The 23,229-nt window shown below is 58.4% G+C and carries 22 protein-coding genes and 1 tRNA gene; 15 read left to right on the plus strand and 8 right to left on the minus strand.

Going from position 1 to position 23,229, the window contains the following annotated elements; all coding sequences use genetic code 11:
- Positions 1 to 84 precede the first annotated feature (84 nt).
- The 3 genes from WDN46_18380 to WDN46_18390 all read left to right on the plus strand — a co-directional run bounded on the left by WDN46_18380 (position 85) and on the right by WDN46_18390 (position 1,986).
- Positions 85 to 321, plus strand: a complete 237-nt coding sequence (locus tag WDN46_18380; protein ID MEJ0095293.1) for a PsiF family protein — start codon at positions 85 to 87, stop codon at positions 319 to 321.
- 205 nt (positions 322 to 526) lie between these two features.
- Positions 527 to 1,339, plus strand: coding sequence for a lysophospholipid acyltransferase family protein (locus WDN46_18385; protein MEJ0095294.1), 813 nt, complete (start codon positions 527 to 529; stop codon positions 1,337 to 1,339).
- A 176-nt stretch (positions 1,340 to 1,515) separates the two neighbouring features.
- Positions 1,516 to 1,986 (plus strand): hypothetical protein, encoded by a 471-nt coding sequence (locus tag WDN46_18390; protein ID MEJ0095295.1) that lies wholly within the window; start codon positions 1,516 to 1,518, stop codon positions 1,984 to 1,986.
- A gap of 7 nt (positions 1,987 to 1,993) precedes the next feature.
- Here the strand turns inward: WDN46_18390 and WDN46_18395 are convergent, their stop codons facing one another.
- Positions 1,994 to 2,518, minus strand: a complete 525-nt coding sequence (locus WDN46_18395; GenBank protein ID MEJ0095296.1) for a gamma-glutamylcyclotransferase — start codon at positions 2,516 to 2,518, stop codon at positions 1,994 to 1,996.
- A 156-nt stretch (positions 2,519 to 2,674) separates the two neighbouring features.
- Between WDN46_18395 and WDN46_18400 the strand changes: the two genes are divergently transcribed.
- Positions 2,675 to 3,733: a DUF2125 domain-containing protein gene (locus tag WDN46_18400; protein ID MEJ0095297.1), complete on the plus strand. Its 1,059-nt coding sequence runs from the start codon at positions 2,675 to 2,677 to the stop codon at positions 3,731 to 3,733.
- 120 nt (positions 3,734 to 3,853) lie between these two features.
- Here the strand turns inward: WDN46_18400 and WDN46_18405 are convergent, their stop codons facing one another.
- Positions 3,854 to 5,320 (minus strand): undecaprenyl-phosphate glucose phosphotransferase, encoded by a 1,467-nt coding sequence (locus tag WDN46_18405; protein ID MEJ0095298.1) that lies wholly within the window; start codon positions 5,318 to 5,320, stop codon positions 3,854 to 3,856.
- Between the two features lie 289 nt (positions 5,321 to 5,609).
- On the minus strand, positions 5,610 to 7,553 hold the full coding sequence (gene thrS, locus WDN46_18410) for a threonine--tRNA ligase (GenBank protein MEJ0095299.1): 1,944 nt from the start codon (positions 7,551 to 7,553) through the stop codon (positions 5,610 to 5,612).
- A gap of 692 nt (positions 7,554 to 8,245) precedes the next feature.
- On the opposite strand from thrS, the gene WDN46_18415 reads away from it, so the two are divergent.
- Positions 8,246 to 8,938, plus strand: coding sequence for a helix-turn-helix transcriptional regulator (locus tag WDN46_18415; protein MEJ0095300.1), 693 nt, complete (start codon positions 8,246 to 8,248; stop codon positions 8,936 to 8,938).
- 108 nt (positions 8,939 to 9,046) lie between these two features.
- Here WDN46_18415 and WDN46_18420 read toward each other — a convergent pair whose 3' ends face one another.
- Complete coding sequence (locus WDN46_18420; protein ID MEJ0095301.1) at positions 9,047 to 9,478, minus strand: hypothetical protein; 432 nt, start codon at positions 9,476 to 9,478, stop codon at positions 9,047 to 9,049.
- 323 nt (positions 9,479 to 9,801) lie between these two features.
- On the opposite strand from WDN46_18420, the gene WDN46_18425 reads away from it, so the two are divergent.
- The 10 genes from WDN46_18425 (at position 9,802) to WDN46_18470 (ending at position 19,439) form a co-directional block, all read left to right on the plus strand.
- Positions 9,802 to 11,316, plus strand: a complete 1,515-nt coding sequence (locus tag WDN46_18425; protein MEJ0095302.1) for a CHAD domain-containing protein — start codon at positions 9,802 to 9,804, stop codon at positions 11,314 to 11,316.
- A gap of 161 nt (positions 11,317 to 11,477) precedes the next feature.
- Positions 11,478 to 12,221: a metallophosphoesterase family protein gene (locus tag WDN46_18430; GenBank protein ID MEJ0095303.1), complete on the plus strand. Its 744-nt coding sequence runs from the start codon at positions 11,478 to 11,480 to the stop codon at positions 12,219 to 12,221.
- Between the two features lie 70 nt (positions 12,222 to 12,291).
- Positions 12,292 to 13,044 carry a hypothetical protein gene (locus WDN46_18435; GenBank protein ID MEJ0095304.1) on the plus strand — a complete coding sequence of 251 codons (753 nt, stop codon included), beginning with the start codon at positions 12,292 to 12,294 and terminating at the stop codon, positions 13,042 to 13,044.
- Positions 13,045 to 13,135: 91 nt separating this feature from the next.
- Positions 13,136 to 14,347, plus strand: a complete 1,212-nt coding sequence (locus tag WDN46_18440; protein MEJ0095305.1) for an NADP-dependent isocitrate dehydrogenase — start codon at positions 13,136 to 13,138, stop codon at positions 14,345 to 14,347.
- A 391-nt stretch (positions 14,348 to 14,738) separates the two neighbouring features.
- Positions 14,739 to 15,104 (plus strand): RNA polymerase-binding protein DksA, encoded by a 366-nt coding sequence (dksA, locus tag WDN46_18445; GenBank protein ID MEJ0095306.1) that lies wholly within the window; start codon positions 14,739 to 14,741, stop codon positions 15,102 to 15,104.
- A gap of 274 nt (positions 15,105 to 15,378) precedes the next feature.
- A tRNA-Val gene (locus WDN46_18450) sits at positions 15,379 to 15,453 on the plus strand.
- Positions 15,454 to 15,725: 272 nt separating this feature from the next.
- A complete protein-coding gene (locus tag WDN46_18455) occupies positions 15,726 to 16,964 on the plus strand; it encodes an MFS transporter (protein MEJ0095307.1) in 1,239 nt (412 codons plus the stop codon).
- 251 nt (positions 16,965 to 17,215) lie between these two features.
- Positions 17,216 to 18,514 carry a bifunctional phosphopantothenoylcysteine decarboxylase/phosphopantothenate--cysteine ligase CoaBC gene (gene coaBC / locus WDN46_18460; protein ID MEJ0095308.1) on the plus strand — a complete coding sequence of 433 codons (1,299 nt, stop codon included), beginning with the start codon at positions 17,216 to 17,218 and terminating at the stop codon, positions 18,512 to 18,514.
- Positions 18,511 to 18,993, plus strand: coding sequence for a dUTP diphosphatase (gene dut / locus WDN46_18465; protein ID MEJ0095309.1), 483 nt, complete (start codon positions 18,511 to 18,513; stop codon positions 18,991 to 18,993). The genes coaBC and dut overlap by 4 nt, the downstream gene beginning before the upstream one ends.
- Complete coding sequence (locus tag WDN46_18470) at positions 18,990 to 19,439, plus strand: Rrf2 family transcriptional regulator (GenBank protein ID MEJ0095310.1); 450 nt, start codon at positions 18,990 to 18,992, stop codon at positions 19,437 to 19,439. The genes dut and WDN46_18470 overlap by 4 nt, the downstream gene beginning before the upstream one ends.
- 83 nt (positions 19,440 to 19,522) lie before the next feature.
- On the opposite strand, the gene WDN46_18475 is transcribed toward WDN46_18470, so the two are convergent.
- The 4 genes from WDN46_18475 to WDN46_18490 form a co-directional block, all read right to left on the minus strand.
- Positions 19,523 to 20,122, minus strand: a complete 600-nt coding sequence (locus WDN46_18475) for a nitroreductase family protein (protein ID MEJ0095311.1) — start codon at positions 20,120 to 20,122, stop codon at positions 19,523 to 19,525.
- 200 nt (positions 20,123 to 20,322) lie between these two features.
- Positions 20,323 to 21,126, minus strand: coding sequence for a molybdenum-dependent transcriptional regulator (locus tag WDN46_18480; GenBank protein ID MEJ0095312.1), 804 nt, complete (start codon positions 21,124 to 21,126; stop codon positions 20,323 to 20,325).
- Between the two features lie 186 nt (positions 21,127 to 21,312).
- The gene (gene nagZ / locus WDN46_18485) at positions 21,313 to 22,410 is read right to left on the minus strand and encodes a beta-N-acetylhexosaminidase (GenBank protein ID MEJ0095313.1); all 1,098 of its coding nucleotides are present in this window, start codon (positions 22,408 to 22,410) and stop codon (positions 21,313 to 21,315) included.
- A 66-nt stretch (positions 22,411 to 22,476) separates the two neighbouring features.
- Positions 22,477 to 23,220, minus strand: coding sequence for a CbtA family protein (locus WDN46_18490; protein MEJ0095314.1), 744 nt, complete (start codon positions 23,218 to 23,220; stop codon positions 22,477 to 22,479).
- Positions 23,221 to 23,229: the final 9 nt, after the last annotated feature.

Below are 23,229 nucleotides of genomic sequence, written 5' to 3' on the forward strand. Positions count from 1 at the left end.
CGCAGGCGGATAAGCTCAGCGTGCGTTTTGCTTCAAATGGGTCGCCTTAGGCCCGAGCCTTTCTCCGAATCATGGGGTGCATGAATGAAATCTTCTTTTTCCTGGATCCTTGCCGGCGCTCTCCTTTTGTCTTGCGCGCAAGTGACTTACGCGCAGACGCAGGCCCCGGCGGCCAAAACGCCGGCTGCGACCACAAAAACGGATAGCGTCTCCGACGACGCCAAGAAAGCCAAAGCCAAGGAATGCTCAAACCAAGCCGACGCCAAAGGTCTGCATGGCAAAGCGCGCAAGGAATTTCGCTCAAAATGCAAGCGCATGTGACGCGGAGAGCCTAAACGCGATGCGCGGCGCGCCGCTGGCCGCACGCTTGCGCAAGATCTGTTACCGCGCCGGCCAGTCGATATTGCGCCGGGTCTTAGCGGCTAAGGCATGACTCCCGAAAACGCCTTGGCTTTTAGGACAAGTTCATGCATCAAAACAAAGACTTGGCGCGACTGATTCAACTTGACGATCGCGCCTTAACGCAATGTCGCTTTTAAATCCAACATTCCGTGATCAGATCCGCATGATTTTAGTTCGCTCCCTCGCCTTCAATTTCCTGTTCTACGCAAACATCACCGTGCTTTCGTTTCTGGGGTTGCCAACCCTCCTCATGAAGCGGAGCGCGGTGCAGGAGCTGGCGCGCCTGTGGTCGCGAAACTCCCTATGGCTGCTCGATAAAGTCTGCGGAACCAAAGTCGAGTTTCGCGGCCTGGAACATCTGCCGCGCGGGGCCTGCATTATAGCGGCGAAACATCTATCCGCTCTCGAAACCTTCGCGCTCACCACTCAGATGGGCGATTTCACCTTCGTGCTTAAGCGCGAATTGATGTCGATCCCAATTTTCGGCTGGTACTTGAAGGGCGCCGGACAGATCGGCATTGAACGCGCCAAGCGCGGGCAGGCTTTGACGGATCTGACGCGCCAAGTGCGCCAGGCCGTGACCGAAGGGCGGCAGATTTTCATTTTTCCTGAAGGCACCCGCAGACCCGTCGGCGCTCCGCCGGACTATAAAACCGGCGTTGCGCATCTTTGCGCCGCAACGCAGGCAACCTGCGTTCCCGTCGCTTTGAACTCCGGTCTTTTTTGGCCGCGGCGCGGAATTTTGCGGCGACCAGGGATCGTCGTGATCGAGTTCCTGGAGCCGATCGAGCCCGGCGTCGACAAGCACAAATTCATGAGCGTTTTGCAGAGCCGCATCGAAACGGCGACGGCGACCCTCATCGCCGATTCGATCGCCGCCGACCCCTCGCTCAAAGCCGCTTTGCCTGACCAGCTCGACGCAGCGGCGACAAACTGAATTTGACGAGCGGCTGCTCTCCGTACTCCCTCGCCAAGGCGAAAGCTAGCGGACGTTACGGGTGGCAAAAGCCATAAGGCAGAGGTTATTCTTCCCGCTTTTTTCAAAAACATGGTTGACAGAATTCGGTTTCGTTCTAGGTTTGTTCTATTCCTTTCAATGAGGATATGAACGTTATGGGCGTTATTGTTCCCTTGCACGCTGTTGAGGTCCTGCGGAGCCGCAATTACCGGCCCACCGTAGTTAAAGCGGCCGAGTTCAAGACGGGGCGTCTCCGATCCCGAGCGGTTGACGCGCCATTGGATTGCCTCATGGGCCGCGCATTGGCCGCGCATTTTCATGCCTGGCGCGGAGCCTCGGGGAAGCGTTACGTCTGCTCGGTGTTTCCGGTAACAAGCAATGATTGGCTGGGTGGCCTACCCCAATTCGACGCAGCCGTCGCTCTTGCCGTCGGAGTCGACGGAGAGGGCCAACGGACGCGCGTCAACACGGTCGAGTTGAGCTGGAGCGAAGGCCAATTCACGGGCGATTTGACCTGCGTGAGGGCAGCTCTGCGCGCAGGAGCCTGCGAGTGGCATATCCATCTTCTTGCCGAGAATCCGCGCGCCAGGCAGGCGATGATCGATGATCTGGAAGGCGATGATTAGCCCGCCGTCAAACGAACCGGCCGGCGAGCCATTCCAGGGTCTCATCGCGTATGGCGAGTTCGGCCAGATGGGCCTGCGTGTTTTTCACATAGTCGGGATTGGCTCCCGATAATCCGACGCCTTGAGCGACGAGTCTTACGAGCTCCGCGCGGTCGAGACGTCCGGCATATTGGAAATGGCTTCGGTCGGCGACATAGCAGACCGCGATAACGAAGCGCCCGTCGAACAGCCTCGCGCGGAGAAAAACCTCCCGATAGACCGAGGTGACCTGTTCGCGCTGGCGGAGGTAGGCGAGCGTCGCCTCCGATTGCGCCGCATCAACGCGAAAAGCAATACCTTTGCAGGATCCGCCGCGATCAAGGCCCAGAACAAGACCCGGCCGTTTGCTGGTGCCGCGATGAACATGGGAATAGATGCAGAGAGAACGGTGATAGCCGCGCACGACGGCTTCCCGGCGCTCCGCAAACGCAAAGCCCGGCCGCCACATCAGAGAGCCGTAGCCGAACACCCATAGATCATCAGCAGCATCCATCGCGACATTTGCTCCCCGGCTGAACGCGCTATAAACGAAGCTGGTCATCGAGAAAAGTCAGCTTTCCCCTCAGCTTGGCTTAGATTGGCGCGGTCGATGGGTAAAGCTCGGCTCCACGGCTGGGGTTTGGCTCGTCCGCCGCAAGGGAGGCAAAAAATGCCGTCAAAAGGCCTCGGGCCAAAGAAGCCCCAGATCGCCCGTCTCGTTGCTCTATCGCTCGCGGCCATTCTGGCGGCGGCGATCGCCGGGTGGTCATTGCTGTGGTTTGCGGCGTCGCGCAAGACCGATGCTTTGCTCACCGCTTGGATGGCGCATGAAGCGGAAGCCGGCCGCAGCTGGGATTGCCCCGAGCGACACATCGGCGGATATCCTTTCGACATCGAGATATCCTGCGCCCGTTTGCTGTTTCAGGGCGCGCTTCCGGACGCGACGTTTACTGGCTCGCTTGGTGGATTTCACGCAATCGCCACTGTTTTTCAGCCGGGTCGCGTGATCGCCCGTATGGATTCGCCTTTTGTCGGCAAGACCTCCGACGGCGCGCTCGATTTCACGCTGCGGTGGGATAATCTCAATCTCGAATTTGAGGGTAAGCCGGAAGCGCCGACGCGCCTCTCCCTGGGAGTGGAGCGCATCGCGTTGCAAGGCGTCATCGACGGGTGGGATGCGAGGGGGCACGCGGAAGGCTTGCAAGCCGCTTTGACGCCAATTCAAGGGCGCGCCGACGCGGCCATCGACTTTCAAATAAATTTGAATAACGCTTCGGCTCCCGCCATCGACAATCTGCTCGCTCTCAAAGCTCCGTTCAGCGTCGCGCTGAGCGGAATAATGACGCAGGCCAGCTTTTCCAACGCGGGCAAGCTTCAAGATCGCATCGAGCAATGGCGGCAGGCTGGCGGCCAGATCGATTTGCGAGCCGCGCGCTTAACCAGCGGCGAGGCCAAACTCGACGCCCGCGGCGCGGTCGATCTCGACTACGCGCATCGCATCCACGGCAAGCTGGACGCCGCGATCACCGGGTTCAATCCGGTTTTGAGCCGCCTCGGCGTCGATCCCCGGCTTTTGGCCGCAGGTTCGCTGCTTACCGGCCTGTTGGGAAACTCCACGAGCAACGGAGCCAAGGACTCGGGTGCGGTGCGCTTGCCATTGAAAATCGCCGACGGATGGCTGTCGGTTGGTCCGATTCGGACTCCGGTTCGCTTATCGCCGCTATATTGAACCCGCATAAAGATGCCTTGGGCAAGGGCGCCTCAGCTGTGAAAAGTCGCGCCTGCCGCCGAAAACCGGCAAACCTGCAACGGCTGAACTCAGAGCATCATAGCGAACGGCGCGGCTCTCTTAATAGGCGCGGTCGCGCATTACTTCGAAACAAGTCCTCAGTAAAATATTGAGATCAAGACCAAACGACCAATGATTGATGTACCAAAGGTCCAATTTGATGCGCTCGGCCATTTGCTCGAGGCGCCCGGTTTCGCCCCGCAACCCATTGACTTGCGCCCAACCGGTCATTCCAGGCTTCACATGGTGACGAAACGCGTATTTGGCGATCAGAACCTTATATTCGTTGTCATGAGCCAGCGCATGAGGCCGCGGCCCAACCAAAGACATATCGCCCATTAAAACGTTGAACAGCTGCGGCAGTTCATCCATGCTTGACCGGCGCAGAAACTGACCTACTCGCGTTACGCGGCGATCGCCTTTTTGCGCCTGGGTTATGGTGGCGCCATCTTCCAGGACCGTCATCGACCGGAACTTGAAAATCACGAATTGCTTTGTGTTGAATCCGTTCCGGCGCTGCCGGAAGATGATGGGGCCGGAGCTATCAAGTTTGATGAGCACCGCGATCAGCGCAAAAAGCGGAGACAACATCACAATCGCAGCCAAAGCGCAGGAAAAATCCAGCGCCCGTTTCAAGGCCCTTTCCGTCGCCGTCAACGGCGCGCGCTGAAGCTCCAAACTAAGGGCGGGTCCGCTGACTGACAGAGTGCGCCGCCCAAGCACCGATCTGATTGTATAATCGGGCAATAAATGAGCCGGAAGCGGAGAGGCGCGAAGCCGTTCGCGAACCGTTTCAAGCAGCTCTTTGTTGCTCCACCGGAGCGCGACCACGAACTCATCTACCCCGCGCTCCCGCGCTTCATGCAACGCCCGGTCGAGATCCACCAGCACGTCGTCCGAAGCAGGCCCCTTAGCATGCGACAATGAGACGCGGGCAACTTCGTTCAAACCAAAGTATCGGAATAGCACAGCCGTGCTCAATCGGAGCAATTCCGCTGGTTCTCCGATGGTCACGACCCGGCGCCCCGGCAAACTTCCCGTCGCCATCAGCGACCGCGATGTCTTCTCCGCGAACCATCGGGCGAGGAGCAAAAACACGATCTGCAGCACCGCAGACATAATCATCGCCCCAGGGGAAAACGCGCTCTCCCCCTTCAGAAAAAACAAGAATGTCGTGACGAACAGAGCGACAATAGCCCAAGTGACAAAAATGCGAGCCAAATATCCAGAAGGCGCAAGCAAGACCGGAAGACGATATAGGCCGCGCGAACTTGCCACATGGGCATAAAGTAGGCCTTCTGAGACGCCAACCGCGAGACAGACTTCGGTTCCGACGCTGTGTCCAGACCAGATATACTGATAAATGACGCCGCCAAATACGCTTGCAAAAGTGATAATGAATACATCTAATAAAGCGGCGATTATTTCAATATTTTTATAAGAGATATATAATCTGGGAGCTTTCCCTCTACGCGCTTCAGCTTGGACCTCTGACTCCGCAATCTGACTCAAGCGATTAAAGTACATTTATGATCTCGCAATGTTCAGCAGGTCATATAATAACCATTTAGCTACAATAAGTCTAAAAAATCAACCTAAAACCTATCGAGCATACGCGTAAGTGCGATAGAGCACGTTGGCGTTTAATTGCGAACGAACTTCTGGTTGCGGGCGGCTTTCCTACGGTTGCACTCCGCTGTGAATATTGTTTATTGACTCTCCTTCGCGGCGAGGCCGCGCAGCGATGATCTGCGCGGCTGGCTGAGTGTGGACAGGCGGCTGCGAGTTTTGGCGGAAAGATGCCCCCGAGACGCGGTTAATGACGTCCTGTGCGGCCTACGTCTGGAGGCGTAGCTTCAGCGGCAAGCGCCTCGAGCGCGACATCAAGGCTCATCGACGTCTGGTCCGGGGATCCGAGCCTCCGGATGGAGACGGCGCCTTCGGCCGCCTCCCGTTTGCCGACCACCAGCAGAACCGGGACCTTGGCGAGGGAATGTTCGCGCACTTTGTAGGTGATCTTTTCGTTGCGAAGGTCTCCCTCAACACGCAGCCCCAATTTCCGCGCCGCCGCGATGACCTTGAGCGCATAGTCATCGCCATCCTGCGTAATCGTGGCGACGACGATCTGCAAAGGCGAAAGCCATAAAGGCAGATGCCCGGCGTAATGTTCGATGAGAATGCCGGTAAAACGCTCCAGCGAGCCGAACACGGCGCGATGAAGCATCACCGGCGTTGTTTTCTCTCCGTCGGACGCAATATAGAAAGCCCCGAAGCGGCTCGGCAGGTTGAAATCGACCTGCGTCGTTCCGCATTGCCATTCGCGGCCGATGGCGTCTCTCAAAGTATATTCGAGTTTAGGACCGTAGAAAGCGCCTTCCCCCGGATTGATGGCGGTTTTGACGCCTCGCCCCGCGAGAGCGTCGAGCACCCGCGACAAGGCCGCCTCCGCTTTATCCCACGCCTCATCTGATCCGACACGCTTTTCCGGGCGCGTCGACAATTTGATTACTATATCTTTGAAGCCAAAATCTTCATAAATGGAGAGGATGAGGTCATTGACCTTGAGGCTCTCCTCCATGATCTGATCCTCGGTGCAGAAAATATGCGCGTCGTCTTGGGTAAAGGCGCGCACTCTCAAGACGCCATGCAGCGCGCCTGATGGCTCATAGCGATGCACCATGCCGAATTCCGCGATTTTCATCGGCAGCTCGCGATATGACTTCAAGCCATTCTTGAAAATCTGCAGGTGACCCGGGCAATTCATTGGCTTCAACGCGAAAATCCGCTCGTCCTCAGTCTGAGTGATGAACATATTTTCGCGATAGGTCTGCCAATGGCCGGACGTCTCCCAAAGCGCGCGGTCAAGCACTTGCGGCGTATTGACCTCGAGATAGCCGCTCGCTTGTTGGCGCCGCCGCATGTAAGCGATCAGCGTCTGAAACAGAGTCCAGCCTTTTGGATGCCAGAAAATCGCGCCGGGACCCTCGTCCTGAAAATGAAACAGGTCCATTTCCCGTCCAAGGCGGCGGTGATCGCGTTTTTCCGCTTCTTCGAGCTGCGTCAAATAGGCCGCCAGCTCCTCCGGCTTGGCGAAGGCCGTCGCGTAGATGCGCTGCAGCATTGGGCGCGTCGAGTCGCCGCGCCAATAGGCGCCCGCAACTTTCATCAATTTGAACGCAGCCCCGATCTTGCCGGTCGAGGTCATATGCGGGCCACGGCAAAGGTCGAGCCAGTCGCCCTGCCTGTAAATCTTCAAATCTTCGCCGCCCGGAATGGAATCGACGAGTTCGACCTTGAAGGCCTCGCCACGGGTCTCGAACCATGATCTTGCCTGATCGCGGGTCCAGACTTCTTTGGCAAACGGCCTATCCTGCGCGATGATCTGCGCCATCTTCTTCTCGATCGCCGCGAAATCCTCCGGGGTGAAAGGCTCCGCGCGGTAGAAATCATAATAGAAGCCGTTTTCGATCACTGGCCCGATAGTTACTTGCGTGCCGGGAAAGAGCGATTGCACGGCCTCCGCGAGCACATGCGCCGCGTCGTGGCGAATAAGCTCGAGCGCGCGCGGATCATCGCGTCCAAGGAATTCGATCTTCGCGTCGCTCGCGATCGGATCAGAAAGGTCGCGCAAGGTCCCATCGAGCATCATCGCGACGGTGCGCTTGGCGAGCGATGGCGAGATGCTCTTGGCTATGTCGGCCCCGCTTACGCCAGGCTCGTAAGCGCGCGATGCGCCATCCGGGAAAGTCACGCTAATCATATATCATCTCCTTTTGCTCACTCGCCGAAACCAATCGGCGTAAGCTTGCTCGTCTGCGGCGGCGCGCCGCGAGCCGACGTCAATTTGTTTGCCCGTCCGGGCTTTACGGTTTTTAGGGTCTCGGCTCAAGGGCCCACGCGACAATGTCCGGACGGCGCTCGCTAACTTGTCCAATTTAAACAAAGCCAATGAGGCTTAGCTGCAAGGCGCAGCTTTAGCGTGGCCTTTCCGATTTGGCATGGGTCAATAAAGCGCCGCCCGCCTGAAAAGAACCGACATCATAAGCTGCACTTCATTATCACGGAATTGTGAACAGACGCGATAGCAAGCTGGTCTCTATCTCGCTTCTTATTCATACGCCATCACCAAGATTTGGTTTAAAATGACAAAATGTTTACTCGTCATATTGATTAACATCATGACGAATATCGTTAATTCATATTCGACTGCGCTCTGTTTTGTGCGTTAACGCACATCATCATAACTACTCTGGTGACATATACAGTCTTTGTATGGTGGGTGATGAAGAAATGAAGAATTGTATTATTTATTCCTCAGACCAGCCGGAACCGCAGATTAGATCAATTCTTAATTACAAATTTCAAGACAATTAAATAACTTTCGCCTCTCATTGGCGGCTAAATCCAAGGCGCTTTGGCTAAGCGCGTCCTATCAACCTCTTTGGCGTTGCTATGACCCCTTTTGCAATGTATTTGGATGAAATTGATTTGGAATGCGAAGAGAAACGCGTCCTGTCGGCGTTCACGCGTAGGATCATCGAAATCGCGGCGCTGTCGCGCTGGGAAATTCTCGATGCGGAATCGCCCGACCCTCTCAATATGCTGTCTCAACCGGCGCTTCTGCTTGATATGGATGGCTTCGTCATCGATGTGAATAGCGCCGCAGCGGCCGTTTTCAACAATGATATCAGGGTTCGGGAGAGACGCCTCTTCGTTCGCGATCTTGAGGCGCGAAGCAAGCTGCGCATATACCTCGATCAATTCGGCCATGGGACGCAGCAAATTGCTCCGTCGCTCGAACCGATCATCATTCCGCGCCAGGATAAATTGCCGGCTCTGCTCCGCATCTGGCCGATTGAGGGTGCCGCGCGCTGGCCGTCCCGCGATGTCCGCGCATTGCTGACCTTGAATGCGTTGGGACCACGGCCCGGGCCCCCGGCGCCGATCCTGGCCAAAACATTCGGCCTGACGCCCTCAGAGGCGAAGCTCGCTTGCATCATAGCGCGCGGAGCCGGCCCCGACACCGCCGCGTTGGAGCTCAAGATTTCGCGAGAGACGGCGCGCAATCAATTGAAATCGGTATTCGCGAAAACGGCGACGCATCGCCAAAGCGAATTGGTGGCGCTGCTTTTGCAGGTTCGATGAAAGCGAAGCTAAAACCTGCGGCGCGAGTCGTCTATTGCCCTTACCAGGTCCAAGACTCGCGCTTAGCTCGTAGATGACTGCGAGAAGCAGGCTGAGAACTGAGCGCCGCTATTCATGCGGCTCTTCTTGTCTTTCGATGCCGTAGACCTCGCGATTAATAGGCATCTCAACACGGGCGTCGCCGTCATCAGCTAAAAGCGATGCAATCACAGTCTGGATTAATTTGACGGCGTCTTCCCCTGATGTCGCGACATCATCATTCCATCGCGTATAAGTGTTGTTGTAATCATATTTGTCGCGCAAAATCTGAGAGAATTTCTTTTCAAAAAATTTAAAATAAAAACCCTCATTATGCGGATCAATCGTCCGCCATGCTTCCACGAGAGCGCCGGAGAGACAGTAACTGGAGGCCAGATCGCTGTCTATGCCGCAGATCTTTCCGCCAGCGTCGCAACTCATTAAATATTTGTTCCAGCCTTTTTGCTGAAGAAGTTGCGTTGCCTCCGTAAGAACTTTAATAATTTCACTATTCCTTACCATAATCCCTCTCAACGGCTAACGCCGCGCTCGCAATTCTACACAGCTAGAACTGCGATGGTCTTATGCATGGATTCAACATCATACGCTCAATAGAAGAAACAATATAATTAAAGTCGTGATGACTTGAGCGCTACCAATGGATGCGCGCCCTGCGCCTTGCCTCAGTATAACGGCCAACGTAGACTGCGCTGCCCCCAATTGCGTCATCAAGCAACCACTGCGCGAAACGTTTTGAGCGAAACGAGACGGGATGCCCAGATTGGGCGTATCTTTAATTGATGCGATGCGGCGATGCGCAACGCCGCGAGTGACGATAGAGACCGATGACGTCAGAAACTGAACTCAAATTCCTAATGTCCTTTGAAGATCTGCCGAAAGTGAAGCTCCTTCCAATGTTGCAGAGCGGCTTTTTGACGGGAAAAGCGAGACATAGCGAAACATGCTACTTTGACACGCCGGAGCGAGATCTTTGGAAATCTGGATTTAGCCTTCGAGTCCGCAAAATTGACCGTGATTTTATACAGACAGTCAAGCTAGAGACGTCTTCCAGCATCAAGCGAGGCGAGTGGGAGAGCAAAATCGATCGAGCCGCTCCCGAGCTGGCAATTATCGACCATACGCCGCTTGCTGACGTCCTGAATGCGCGCATTCGCCAGAACCTGAAGCGGGCCTTCCAAGTCGACGTCGAGCGAACATCCTTCCTGCTGGACGCTCGCGACGCTGAAATTGAGGTCGCCTTGGATCAAGGTCAAATTCGAACCGATCCTCCTGGCGTCGCCGCGGCCAAAAGCGAAGCGCTCAACGTCTGCGAACTCGAACTTGAGTTGAAACGCGGCGACGCGGCCGCCGCATTCGCCCTCGCCCGGGTGCTGGCGACGCAAGCGCCGCTGCGTTTGAGCGTCATCAGCAAAGCGGAGCGCGGCCACCTTCTCGCCGAAGGCGCTTTCGGTCGCCCCGCGAAAGCTTCAAAGCCGCGCATCAGCGCGGACATGACGGGCCCGCAGGCATTTAAGGCGATCTGCCGCGCCTGTCTGCACGATTTCATGCTGAACGAAGCCGGCTTGGAGACGCCCGACGCCGCCGAAGCCGTTCATCAGGGGCGCATCGCCGTGCGCCGGCTGCGCGCCTGCCTCTCGCTTTTCAAGCCGATAATTCGCGATGACGCCTATCCCAAAATTCGCGCCGATCTGAATTGGATTTCGCGCATTTTCGGCCTCGCCCGCGATCTCGATGTCATGCGGCCCGCGCCGAAGGCGGCCTCACAGCCTGAGATCGCGACCCTGAGCGAATTTTCCGGCTGGATCGAAGCCGGGCGTCTTGCGGCCCACCAAACGGTTCGAGACGCCGTGGGCTCGCTCCGCTGGCGCATTTTCATGATCGATCTTACGCAATGGATAGAGAATCGCGAAGGGCGGCCGCATGAACGCCTGGACGCAATGCCTTCGTTCGTCCGGACGCGCTTAAAAAAGCGACTTGATTCTCTTGTGCGAAAAGGGCGTCGTCTTGAGAAGCTCGACTCGGAGTCGCGGCACAAGGTTCGAATAGAAGCTAAGAATCTAAAATATATGACTGAGTTTTTTCTCGATGTGCCGAGCGTCGCCGCCAGCAAGCCGCGCGGGAACCTCATTTTCTGGCTCGATGGGCTGCAGTCCGCCCTCGGCAAAGTGCGAGACGAAGAGGCCAGGGCCGCAGCGGTCGATGCGGCGATGCGATCATGGCGCAGCGGGTCCGAGAGCCTCGATCGGACCGCAATCCCGATCGCAAAAGAGTGGACCATGCCGCAGTGCGATGTCCGCAAACAAATGCGGAAGGCCGTTCAGAGTTATTCAAAATTGTAGAGGATCAAACCGTTCTGACTTTCCCTGCGCCAGAAAATGCTCTAACAGGCGGATACGGGCCGATGCCGCCGCTTGGTGCATTTCTGGCGAAGCCTTGGCCCTAAATCACCGGTGAACCCTTTGACAGACGCCTTTCAGTGCGGAAAAAGAGCGTTGCTCTGATGTGGAAATCGCGTCGGTTCGGCGCCGCGCCCGCAGTTCCCACCCTCGTCCCCGATGGGCTCAGGATTTATGCGATCGGCGACATACATGGCCGCGCCGATTTGCTAGAAGAACTCCTCCTGCGGATCGACGCCGATCTCGAGCAGAATAGCGTCGCTGACTCCATTCAAATTTTTCTTGGCGATTATATCGATCGCGGGCCGAAATCTGCCGGCGTTCTGGAGCAGTTGATCCGCCGGGGGAAGACCCATCGCACCCTTTGCCTAAAGGGCAATCACGAGGCCTATCTTTTGGATTTTCTGCATGATCCCGCCACGCTCAGGCCTTGGGGCCAATATGGAGGGTTGACCACGCTTTTATCCTATGGCCTCAAGCCAAGCCTCAACTCTAGCGAAGAAGAACAGGCCAATCTGGCCGCAGAGCTTGCGCAAGCCATGCCGCCAAGCCATCGCCAATTTATCGAAGCGCTGCCTCTGTCCTTCACTTCCGGCGATTTCTTTTTTGTTCACGCCGGCGTCCGCCCAGGCACGCCGCTATCGCGCCAGCGCGAAGATGATTTGCTTTGGATCCGAGACGAGTTTCTATGTCACGAAGAACCCTTCGAAAAGGTCGTGATTCACGGCCACACGCCGGTGCGCGAACCTGAGGTCCGGGAAAACCGCATCAATATAGATACGGGAGCCTATGCGACCGGCCGTCTGACCTGTTTGCGACTGGAGCGCGATGAAATTAGTTTCATTTAGATTCTTCAAATTCGGTCTATTCTAATGCGGGCGCGCGACCAACGCCCTGGCTAAAGCGCAGGAACAAACGATGAGTTTGGAAACGCCCCCCTCCGATTTCAGATTCATGCAGCAAGAGGCAAATCCACTGTTTCTGGCGGAGCCCTTAAATCTGCGGCTGAGTTTGCTGGCGTTTGGCAGCTTTCTCGCCTTATGCGGAATTTGGCTTCTGGCTCCTGCGCTAATTCTGCACAAGACGATCGCTCTTCCTTCCGACCGAAATAGCGCCATTGCGGCCGAAGCCTATCGGCCGGCCGCGGTCCTTGCTGCGGAGATCGGCGGCGTCAGGGGAGATCTGTGGGCGCAAGCCGCCTTCACTGACGGCAGGCTCATATGGCCCGATCGCGCGACGGGCCCCGATCGCGCCAATCTCGCGCGGCTCGAGAGCGCCAAATCCAATGCCGAGGCTGGGCTGGCGCTGGCTCCGGTCAACGGCGCAGCTTGGCTTTTTCTGGCGCAGCTTCCAGTCGCGAAGCCAAACGCCGGGGACGCACGCACGGCAACGCTTCTGGAGATGTCTTATTTCACCGCTCCGAACGATCTGGCGCTGGCTCCGATGCGCCTCCAACGCGCAATCACCTCCGGCGCGCTTTTGGACAAGGATATCCAGGAGTTCGTCAAAAGCGATCTGCGCCTGATTTTGGCGTACCGGCCGCAACAGCAGCCCGCCATCGTCGCCGCCTATCGGTCCGCCTCGCCGCAGAATCAATCCGTTTTCGAAGGCCTCGCCGCCGAAGTAGATCCAGCTTTCGGACAATCCCTGCATGCGGGACCGCCGAAATGAGGCGTTTCTCACATCTTTGAAGTCCTCTCATCCTCGTGGACCGGAGAGCCTGAGCTCCCAGATCCTCACCCCAGTCGAAAAGGTCGAAATAATGAGCAAGATCAAGGTCGCCAATCCCGTTGTGGAACTCGACGGCGATGAAATGACCCGGATCATTTGGCGTTACATTCGCGAAAAACTCATTCTCGCCCACCTCGATATCGACCTCGACTATTACGACCTCTCCATCGAAAACCGCGACGCCACCAGCGATCAGGTCACGGTCGACGCCGCCAATGCGATCAAGAAACAGGGCGTCGGCGTCAAATGCGCGACGATCACGCCTGACGAAGGTCGCGTCAAAGAGTTCAAACTGAAGCAGATGTGGCGATCGCCGAACGGGACGATCCGTAATATTCTCGGCGGCGTCATCTTTCGCGAGCCGATCATCTGCCAGAACGTGCCCCGGCTCGTACCGGGTTGGACGCATCCGATCGTTATCGGCAGGCATGCTTTTGGCGACCAATATGCAGCCACAGACTTCACGGTCCCCGGCAAAGGCCGCCTGACCATCAAATTCGAAGGCGATGATGGAACTGTCATTGAAAAGGAAGTCTATAAATATCCGGGGGCTGGCGTTTCCCTCTCGATGTATAATCTCGACGATTCCATTCGCGATTTTGCAAGAGCTTCCTTGAATTACGGGCTCGCCTCGAAATACGCAGTATTCTTGTCGACCAAGAATACTATTCTGAAAGCCTATGACGGCCGCTTCAAGGATATTTTCCAGGAAGTATTCGAAACCGAATTCGCTGAAAAATTCGCCGCCGCAAAGATTACTTATGAGCATCGCCTCATTGACGATATGGTCGCATCCGCGCTCAAATGGTCCGGCGGCTACGTATGGGCGTGCAAAAACTATGACGGCGACGTCCAGTCCGACACCGTCGCGCAGGGTTTTGGTTCGCTTGGCCTGATGACGTCGGTGCTGCTCAGCCCGGACGGTCAGACTGTCGAGGCCGAGGCCGCCCACGGCACGGTCACGCGTCACTACCGCGAACACCAGAAAGGCAACGAGACATCGACAAATTCGATCGCCTCGATTTTCGCCTGGACGCGCGGGCTTTCACATCGGGCCAAGCTCGATGGCAATGCCGAACTCGCCAAATTCGCTCAGACTCTGGAAAAAGTCAGCGTCGCGACGGTCGAAGCCGGCTATATGACAAAGGACCTCGCTCTCCTTGTCGGCGCCCATCAGAAGTGGCTTTCGACTACCGGCTTTCTCGACAAAATCGACGAAAATCTGCGCAAAGCGATGGCTTGACGCCGGATTAAGCGGAATGGCTTCAGTTAGGCGGCCATGCTTTGGCGCGCGATTCCTATAGAGGAAGCGCCTAGCTCCAGCTGGCGCTCCGCCGGACAGCAGCAAGAGACATAAAGCGTCAAGTAAATCATTTGCGCTTAAGCCGCCTTCCCCGACTTTCGCCTCGTCCGCGTAATCTTAGCTGTGCGTCGGCGCTCCCACGCAGACATCCACAATGGGGGGAATGTGATTCGCCAAATTACCAAGTGACTAACTCAAGAAGGCGGCTTCACTAATGATTGTATATTGGTCAAGCAATCGCTATAAGGCTGCCACTTGGGTTTGGGGAGACTTCATAGTGCCTGCCGAACTGGTCGAAGACGACTACAAGCCGTCTGAAGAAGAACCCTTTATGAACGATCGCCAGCGCGATTATTTCCGTCGCAAATTGATTGCATGGAAAGAAGATATTCTTCGCGAAAGCCGCGAGACCCTCGTGGTATTGCAAAGCGAGAATGAAAACCATCCAGACGTCGCCGATCGCGCCTCCTCCGAAACCGATCGCGCGATCGAGCTGCGAGCGCGAGACCGCCAGCGCAAACTGATCTCCAAAATCGATGCGGCGCTCGGCCGAATCGACGACGGCAGCTACGGCTTTTGTGAGGAAACCGGCGAACCGATCTCGCTCAAGCGCCTCGACGCCCGGCCTATCGCAACCCTGTCTGTTGAAGCGCAGGAACGGCACGAAAAACGTGAGCGCGTATATCGCGATACCTAAACGTTTGAGCCCGACCCTGACGAGCTGGAATCAGTTGGAGCCGACATCGGCTTCCGCGTAGGCCTGCACGATACGGTCAGCCTATCTGGCATGTCGCTCGCCCGCGCAAAGATTTGGAGCCGGGAACGCCGCTGACGAAGAGAGCTGCGGCATCTCGAAGCTCGACGCTCGAATCCAGCTTGACTTCGGTACTCAGGCTTTCATAAAGGAGCGACTTCGCCAAGAGGGCTTCCCTCTCGGAAATATTGAAGTCTTGTGGTTCGATTGACCACTTGGGCGGTTAGCTCAGCGGGAGAGCATTCGCTTCACACGCGAAGGGTCACTGGTTCAATCCCAGTACCGCCCACCAAAAAGCGCAAAGATGCTGGTCTGCGAGACCCTTCCGTCGCCGTCTCTGAGGCAATTTTGTCCGCCACACGCCTTTCGGCGCTCTTTTGCGCCGCCCTCGCCATTGCAACCGTCAAGCTCGGCGATTATACCGCAACGCAATAAATTTTTGGTGAGACGGCATGGATTGACTGGCCGCACGGTGGCTGCGCGCCTAGACTTTATGGTGCCGTACAATGGTCATCCGGTCGAAAAACTCGCCGGATTAGCGCCACGCCGAAGGTCAAAGCCAGTATGTCAACCGATTTGCTTGAGCAAAACTCTTCCGCAGCAAGGCGCCAGACGGCGCTTGTCGAATTGGCGCTGGCGGTCGGCGGCTTTGGCATCGGGGCTGGCGAGTTCGCGATCATGGGGCTTCTGCCCAATGTGGCGGATGATCTCCACATATCGACGCCAACCGCCGGCCATGTCATCAGCGCCTATGCGCTCGGCGTCGTTATCGGCGCGCCGGTCATTACCGTCCTCTTCGCGCGGCTGTCGCGCCGGACGCTCCTCCTCGCTTTGATGGCCGTCTTCGCGCTCGGCAATGTCGCGAGCGCCATGGCCCCCGGTTACGCCTCGCTGGCATTTCTTCGATTTCTCACCGCCTTCCCACATGGCGCCTATTTCGGGGTCGCCGCGCTTGTCGCCGCTGGAATGGCCGGCCCCGGCAAACGCGCCCGCGCCGTCGGCCGCGTGATGCTCGGCCTCACCGTCGCGACCCTGTTCGGCGCGCCGCTCGCCACATCGATTGGACAGGCGCTCGGCTGGCGGGCCGCCTTCATCTTTGTCGGAGGCATCGGCGCCCTCACTGTCGGCCTCATCGCCGCCTTTGTCCCCCGCGATCGCCAAGACGCGGCGGCGACGCCTCTGCGCGAGCTTGGCGCTTTCCGCCGACCGCAAGTCTGGCTTACTCTCGGCATAGGAGCGATCGGCTCCGGCGGCATGTTCGCCACATTCAGCTATATCACTCCGACGCTTACGGAAGTCGCCGGAATCCCACAACATATCGTGCCATTTGTTCTATGCGTCTTCGGGGCCGGGATGATTGTCGGCAACATTGTCGGCTCGCGCCTTGCCGACCGCGCGCTAATGCCGACGATCGGCGGCGTGCTCCTCTGGAACGCGGCTATGCTCGGCTTGTTCTATGTCACGGCGCCGCACGCCATTCTCGCCGTCGTCAATGTTTTTCTGATCGGTACCGCCTTCGCGGTCGTTCCCGGCGTGCAGACGCGGCTGATGGATGTCGCGGGCGATGCGCAGACCCTCGCTGCCGCGCTCAACCATTCGGCCTTCAATATCGCCAACGCTCTCGGCGCCTGGGCTGGCGGGATCACCATAGCCGCAGGTTTCGGATGGCGTTCGACGAGCTGGGTCGGCGTCTGTTTCGCGCTCGGCGGCTTCGCTGTCTTCTGCGCTTCAATCGCCGCCGACGCCGCCCGGACGGCGACCGTTCGTCCACGCCTTCAGGCGCGGAGTGAGCAAACGCCCTGATAGCAGCGGGGGCGATCGCCATAGCCTAAGCCTGCGGGCGGTTGGTTGTTGGGTGAGGCGCGACCCAAACCGCTTCGCCGCAAGCCGGCGATATCGGAAGCGTCAGCATTATCTGAAAAGTTGCAGATTTCTTCGCATGAGCTAAAAAGCATAGTTAATTCAGTGTGGAGCAATCGGGCGCTGCGCGGTCAGCTGGCCGCGCTTATAATCCACAGGCGCTAGCAGTCCATTGCCGTTTGGTTATCCGCCAGATGGGCCGGCTCCATAACGCGGGAAACTCCAAAAATATGCATGAGGGGTCGGGAAAGCGCATCCTTCTCATTATCGGCGGCGGCATCGCTGCCTATAAAACGCTGGATCTCATCCGCCGTCTGCGCAAGCGGAACCTTTTGGTGCGCGTGGTGATGACTTCGGCTGCGCATCATTTCGTCACGCCGCTTTCGGCAGCGAGCCTCAGCGGCGACAAGGTCTTCGCCGACCTTTTTTCCCTTACGGACGAAGCGGCGATGGGGCATATCGAACTCTCTCGCGACGCCGATCTCGTTGTCGTCGCTCCCGCGACGGCCGACCTTCTGGCCAAGATGGCGCACGGCCTCGCCGATGATCTCGCCTCGACGCTGCTGCTCGCCACCGATAAGAAAATTCTCGTCGCCCCGGCGATGAATCTGCGCATGTGGCTCGCCAAGGCGACGCTGCGCAATGTCGCGGTGTTGCGCGGGGATGGCGTGATCTTCGTTGGCCCGGAAGATGGCGAAATGGCCTGCAGGGAATATGGTCCTGGCCGGATGAGCGAGCCGCTGGCGATCGCCGCCGCGATCGAGGCGGCGCTGGCGCAAGACACGATTTTGCCTTTGCCCCCCAATGTCTCGCGCCGGAAAACTCCGGCTGGCGCGCTTGCGGGCCGGCGCGTGCTGGTGACATCAGGGCCAACGCATGAAGCGATCGATCCGGTGCGCTATATCGCGAATCGCTCGTCCGGCAAACAGGGCCATGCAATCGCCGCGGCGGCGTTCGAGGCCGGGGCCGATGTGACGCTCATCTCGGGTCCCGTCGCGCTGCCGGACCCCATCGGAGTCAAAACGCTCCACGTCGAATCCGCGCGGGATATGCTGCAGGCGGTGGAGGCGGCGCTGCCCGCCGCCATTTTCATCGCTGTCGCGGCGGTCGCAGATTGGCGGCCAGCCGAGCCGGCTTCCGAGAAAATCAAAAAAGTCGCCAAAACGCCGCGAAGTTTAGACCTTGTGCAAAATCCTGACATTCTTGCGACAATAGGCAAGCGCAAAGTCGGCCGGCCGGCTCTCGTCATCGGCTTCGCCGCCGAGACCGAAAAGCTGATCGACCAGGCGAGCGCCAAGCGCGCAAGCAAAGGCTGCGACATGATCATTGCCAACGATGTCGGCGCAGGTTCGAATGTTTTCGGCGGCGAGCGCAATAAAGTGACGCTCATCACAAGCGCCGGCATGGAGTCATGGCCGCCTCTCGGCAAAACAGAGGTCGCGTCCCGCCTGATGACGACGCTCGCGAGGATGCTTGAGGAGGCTCCCCGTTGAGCGGCTCCCTCGCCATAGCGGTCAAGGTTCTTCCACATGGAGCGGGCCTGCCGCTACCCACCTATGAGAGCGCTGGGGCCGCCGGATTGGATCTCTTCGCCGCCTTGCCGCCTGGGGCCAAGATCGTCCTCAGCCCTGGCGGCAGGCAGCTCATCCCGACCGGCATCGCTTTCGCCATCCCGCCGAATTATGAAGCGCAGATCAGGCCTCGATCCGGACTTGCGCTGAAGGCGGGCGTCACGGTCCTCAACTCGCCGGGCACGATCGATTCCGATTATCGCGGCGAGATTTGCGTGATCCTGATCAACCTTGGCGAGGCGCCATTCGAGATTGTCAGAGGAGCGCGCATCGCTCAGCTCGTCGTCGCGCCGGTGATCCAGGCGACGGTCTTCACAACAGAGAATTTGGACGAGACGGCGCGGGGCGCAAACGGGTTTGGATCGACGGGACCAATGATGAAAGGGGAGATCACGCGATGATTCTGCTTTCGCGCCGCGCCCTCCTCGCTCTGGCCGCGGTCGCCGACATCGCCATCCATTCGCGCCCCTCCCCCGTCGCAGCAAAGGCGCTCGCCGCGCGTCTGGAATTGCCGCCTCGCCATCTCGAGACCTTGCTGCAAGCGCTGGTCCGCGCAAATATACTGAAGGGGCTTCGCGGTCCACGCGGGGGCTATGAATTGGCGCGCGAACGCCGCAGAATCACGGCGGCGGCGGTGTTGCGCGCGGTCTTGAACGAGACCGGCGGCGACAGCGGCGAGGGTGTTGACTGCAAACTCGTCGCCAATGTTGTCGCCCCCATGGTCGAAGTGGCGGGCGCCGCCTTTCTCAACGAACTCGAGACCATCACGATCGACGATATCTGCCGCCGCGCCGAAGAGCAGAATCTCTATGAAGGCGCAGCATTCCGAAACGATTTCACGATTTAAGGCCTGCCCGCGCGGCGAGGCTTCCTGATCTCGGCCGTAGCTGAGGGGGCCGAGTCCAACCAACCCCCTTCGACAAACCCGCTTCAGCTTGAAGGAAATTCGCCCTCGAAGACGAAGGCGGTTTGCGGGTTGCGGTCGTTTGGCGCTTCTCGCTCGCGCATAGGCTCGGGAAGGATGGATTTGTCTCCAACGCGGCCGATGGCTATCGCCGCTTCCACTCGATAATCGTCCGGCACGTTCAACTCTATCGCCGTACGGGGAATATCAAACCCGGTCATGCCATGCGCCGCATAACCCGAGCGCGAGGCCTGCAGCGCCAAATAGCCCCAGGCCGCGCCGGCGTCGAACGAATGGCTGTGCATCGAGACGGCGTCGGTCTTGCCCGGCGCCGTGAACGTCTTTTTCGACAGAGCTATGACCAGCGCGGAGGCGTTCTTTGCCCAGGATTGGTTGAACTCGATAAGAAGGCCCAAAAATTTCGCGAAGGCGGGCGTGCCGCGCTTTGCGTAGAGGAAACGCCAGGGCTGCGAATTAAACGAGGACGGCGCCCAGCGCGCCGCCTCGAAAATGGTGCGAAGATCGGCGTCGGAAATGGCTTCGCCCGTAAAGGCGCGCGGCGACCAGCGTTCAAGAAAAAACGCTTCGATCGGGTGATGCGCGCTGCGTGAATTGGCCTTGGTCATGTCGAAAGGACTCCTGGAGCGTCATCTCGAAAAGTCGCTGACTTTTCAGAGCGGACATGCATGGAAACGCAAAGATAGAGCAAGATCGATTCTGGATGAATCGATCCTACTCGCGCGCGCCCGCAAGCTATAGCGGGAGCCTGATTTGGCCGATCATTAAGGGAAATATCGACCCTCTGCGCATGTTCTCGCGAGAAAGCTCAATCGCTGGCCAAAATAACATGGCTACTTTGGAAGATGGCCCAGACTTTGACGCCGGCGGCGACCCCACCAGCGTCTGCGCTGTCCACCGTCATGATCGATGTCAGGGTTTTACCCTGGCCAAGCTCCACCGTGACCTCGGCGTCGGCGCCGCCATCGAATCGTTCAACCACAAGTCCGCCGATCTTATTGCGCGCGGAAATGCGAGGCGTTTCGTTGCATGGCGCGAGCAAGACCGAGCTGGCGTTGACCACCGCCACAACGCATCGCGTCGGCGCAAGACCGAGTTCGGCAATGCTGGCGTTCGTTACTATCGAGGAGATTTCGACGCCCGGGGAGACCTCCAGCCTCACCTCGACATTGACTGGGGCCGCGGCAACTTCGAGGACAGTGCAGTGGAAGGCGTTGCGGGTGCTGAGTTTTAAGCCAACGCCCCAGAACAATAAGTCCCGTTCATGCTCCAACCCCTCCTCGACGATGCTTTGGGAAATGCGGCCAAGTTTTTCTTCGAGGTGGCGGAAGGCTGTCAACAATCGACGTCCTTCGGCCGTGACTTCGGCTCCGCCTCCGCGCGGTCCACCTGTATGGGTTATGAATGCCGGTCGCGGCAGGAGATTATTGATTGCGTTCACCGCATCCCAGGCGGTTTTGTAACTGAAACCAGCGACTTCCGCCGCTTTGGTGATGCTGCCGTGCTCAATCACCGCTTCAAGAAGAGTCACCCGCTCCCGACCGACCAAAAGCCTGCCATCGGCTCGCAATGCAAGCAATGTATCGATCTTTCCCGGCAGGACTCGGGGCAACGGTTTTTCTCCTCTTGCGTGTAAAATGACCGAAAATGCTGCCTTTCACAACTAAAATAAGATAAATTAACGCCGTCTTATATAGCGCTTTAGCTAACGAGCGCGCTCTTAGGGTCTCGCCTAAGGCGGCTCAGCAAAGGACGTCTTCTGCGCGTTTGGCGCTTTAAGGGAGGGAGGCCGAAGGCCTCAAACGACTTCGACGGTCGAAGCCGAAAAAAGCGTCCCGGCGGCGCTATGGGCGCGCAAAACAGGCTCCGGCAGCCGCACGACTTCGTTCGTCCGCGCGTTTTCGAGCAGAGCCGCGATCCGCGCGCGTGAGCGCGCCAGCATGGCGGAGTCGAGGCGCCCTTCATCGACAGCCGTGACGATCGCCTCGGCAAAACCCCGCGCCCGATTGGAGTCAGTGAAATGGGCGCAAACCATCAGCATATCGCAGCCGGCGGCGAGGAAACGCGCGGCGGCGTCCGGCGCATCGAAGAAGCCTTTCATCGCGCCCATGCCGATGTCATCGGAAACCGAGACCCCGCCAAAGCCCAGTTCATCGCGCAGAATCTCCGTCGCAAATCGGCGCGACAAAGTAACGGGTGCGTCGGGATCGATGTTGGGAAACAATATATGAGAGGTCATGATCATGGAGATGCCCGCCTCGATCGCCGCGACGAAAGGCTTTAGCTCGCGCGCACGCAATTGATCGAGGTTCGAGTCTTGCGAGGGCAGCCCAAAATGCGAATCGACGCTGGTGTCGCCATGACCTGGGAAATGCTTGCCGCAGGCGATGACCCCTTCCGCCTGCATCGCGCGCATGAAGGGCAGCGCCGCTTTCGTCACAGCCTCCGCCGTAGATCCAAAGGCGCGCTCCCCGATGACCGGATTTTGCGGATTGGTGTGGATATCGAGCACGGGCGCAAAGTTCAGATTGACGCCAAGGCTGGCGAGTTCGCGTCCCATCGCGCGCCCGACTTCGGCGGCTTCATCGGCCCATCGCGCGGCGTAGGAAAAGCGCGTGATCGGCGGCGGCGTGCGGCAAACGCGGCCGCCCTCATGGTCGATGGCGATGAACATTTTGGTCCGGCCTGTGGCGGCCCGGATCTCTTCAATCAGCCGCGCATGGCTTTCAAGCCATGCTTCATAAGGGAGATCGTGGCGGAAATTGCTTTTGTAGAGCAGGACGCCAGCGGGCTTCAGATCGCCGAGCAAAGCGCGGTCGAGTTCATGCAGCTCAGGCGTTGGCCGCAGTCCGACCAGAAAATGGTCGCCGACGGATTCGATTGATGTTCGGCCCATCGCCTTGCCCCTCGCCTTAAATCAACGCCGCGGAATTTTAGCGCGAAAGACCGCGCGAGGGAAAATTCAGCGCGTGGAAACTCTAGCGGCGCCGGCCCCAAAACCAAGCTCGCGCCGCGATTGCGTCAGAGCGCCGAAAGCCAGCCCCAGCACGCTCCATAATACGGCTTGAGCGCCGAGAGAGGCTAGCCGAAAGTTCCACAACAGATCAGCGGGGAAGCGCTCAGGAACCTCGTCGACGGACGGCAATAGAGCGGCGATGACGACCACGGCGATGAGATAGCAGGCGCCGCCTACAAGGCCTGCGTTCCAGAGGCCAAGCCTCTCAACGAGAGCGCCTCGCAGCATTGAGGCCAAAATCATCGCCAGCACGGAGCCAAACAGCATGATGAAGAATAGCGCGGTGCGCGCGCCGATGGTTTCCGGCTGGCCGATCGAGGGCGGGTTGGCGGGGTATTTCAGCGCGGGAACCAGCGCGACGGCGATGAACGCCGCCAAGGCCAGAAGCGCGGCGACAGCGCGGGGCTGGAGAGCTCCGACGCGGCCATTGGCGATGGCGAAAGCCAGGGCGAATAGGCCGCCAAGCGCCGCGCCATAGACAACGCTTGCAGTCAGCAATCCTGCGCTGCGCTGAATCTCGCGGCTGACGATCTCTGGCTCTTCCGGCTCGCCCGCAGCCTGCGCGGCGGCGCTTTCGAACGCAATCGCGCGATCGACCGAAGACTCCCCTGCGATAAACGCGAAGCCAGCGGCAAGAAGACCCGCGAGGACGCCGACGAGCATCCCTCGCAACAGGAGCTGCCCGACCATCAAAGCCTC

Origin of the sequence: Methylocella sp., assembly GCA_037200525.1 — a bacterium.
Lineage (GTDB): Bacteria > Pseudomonadota > Alphaproteobacteria > Rhizobiales > Beijerinckiaceae > Methylocapsa.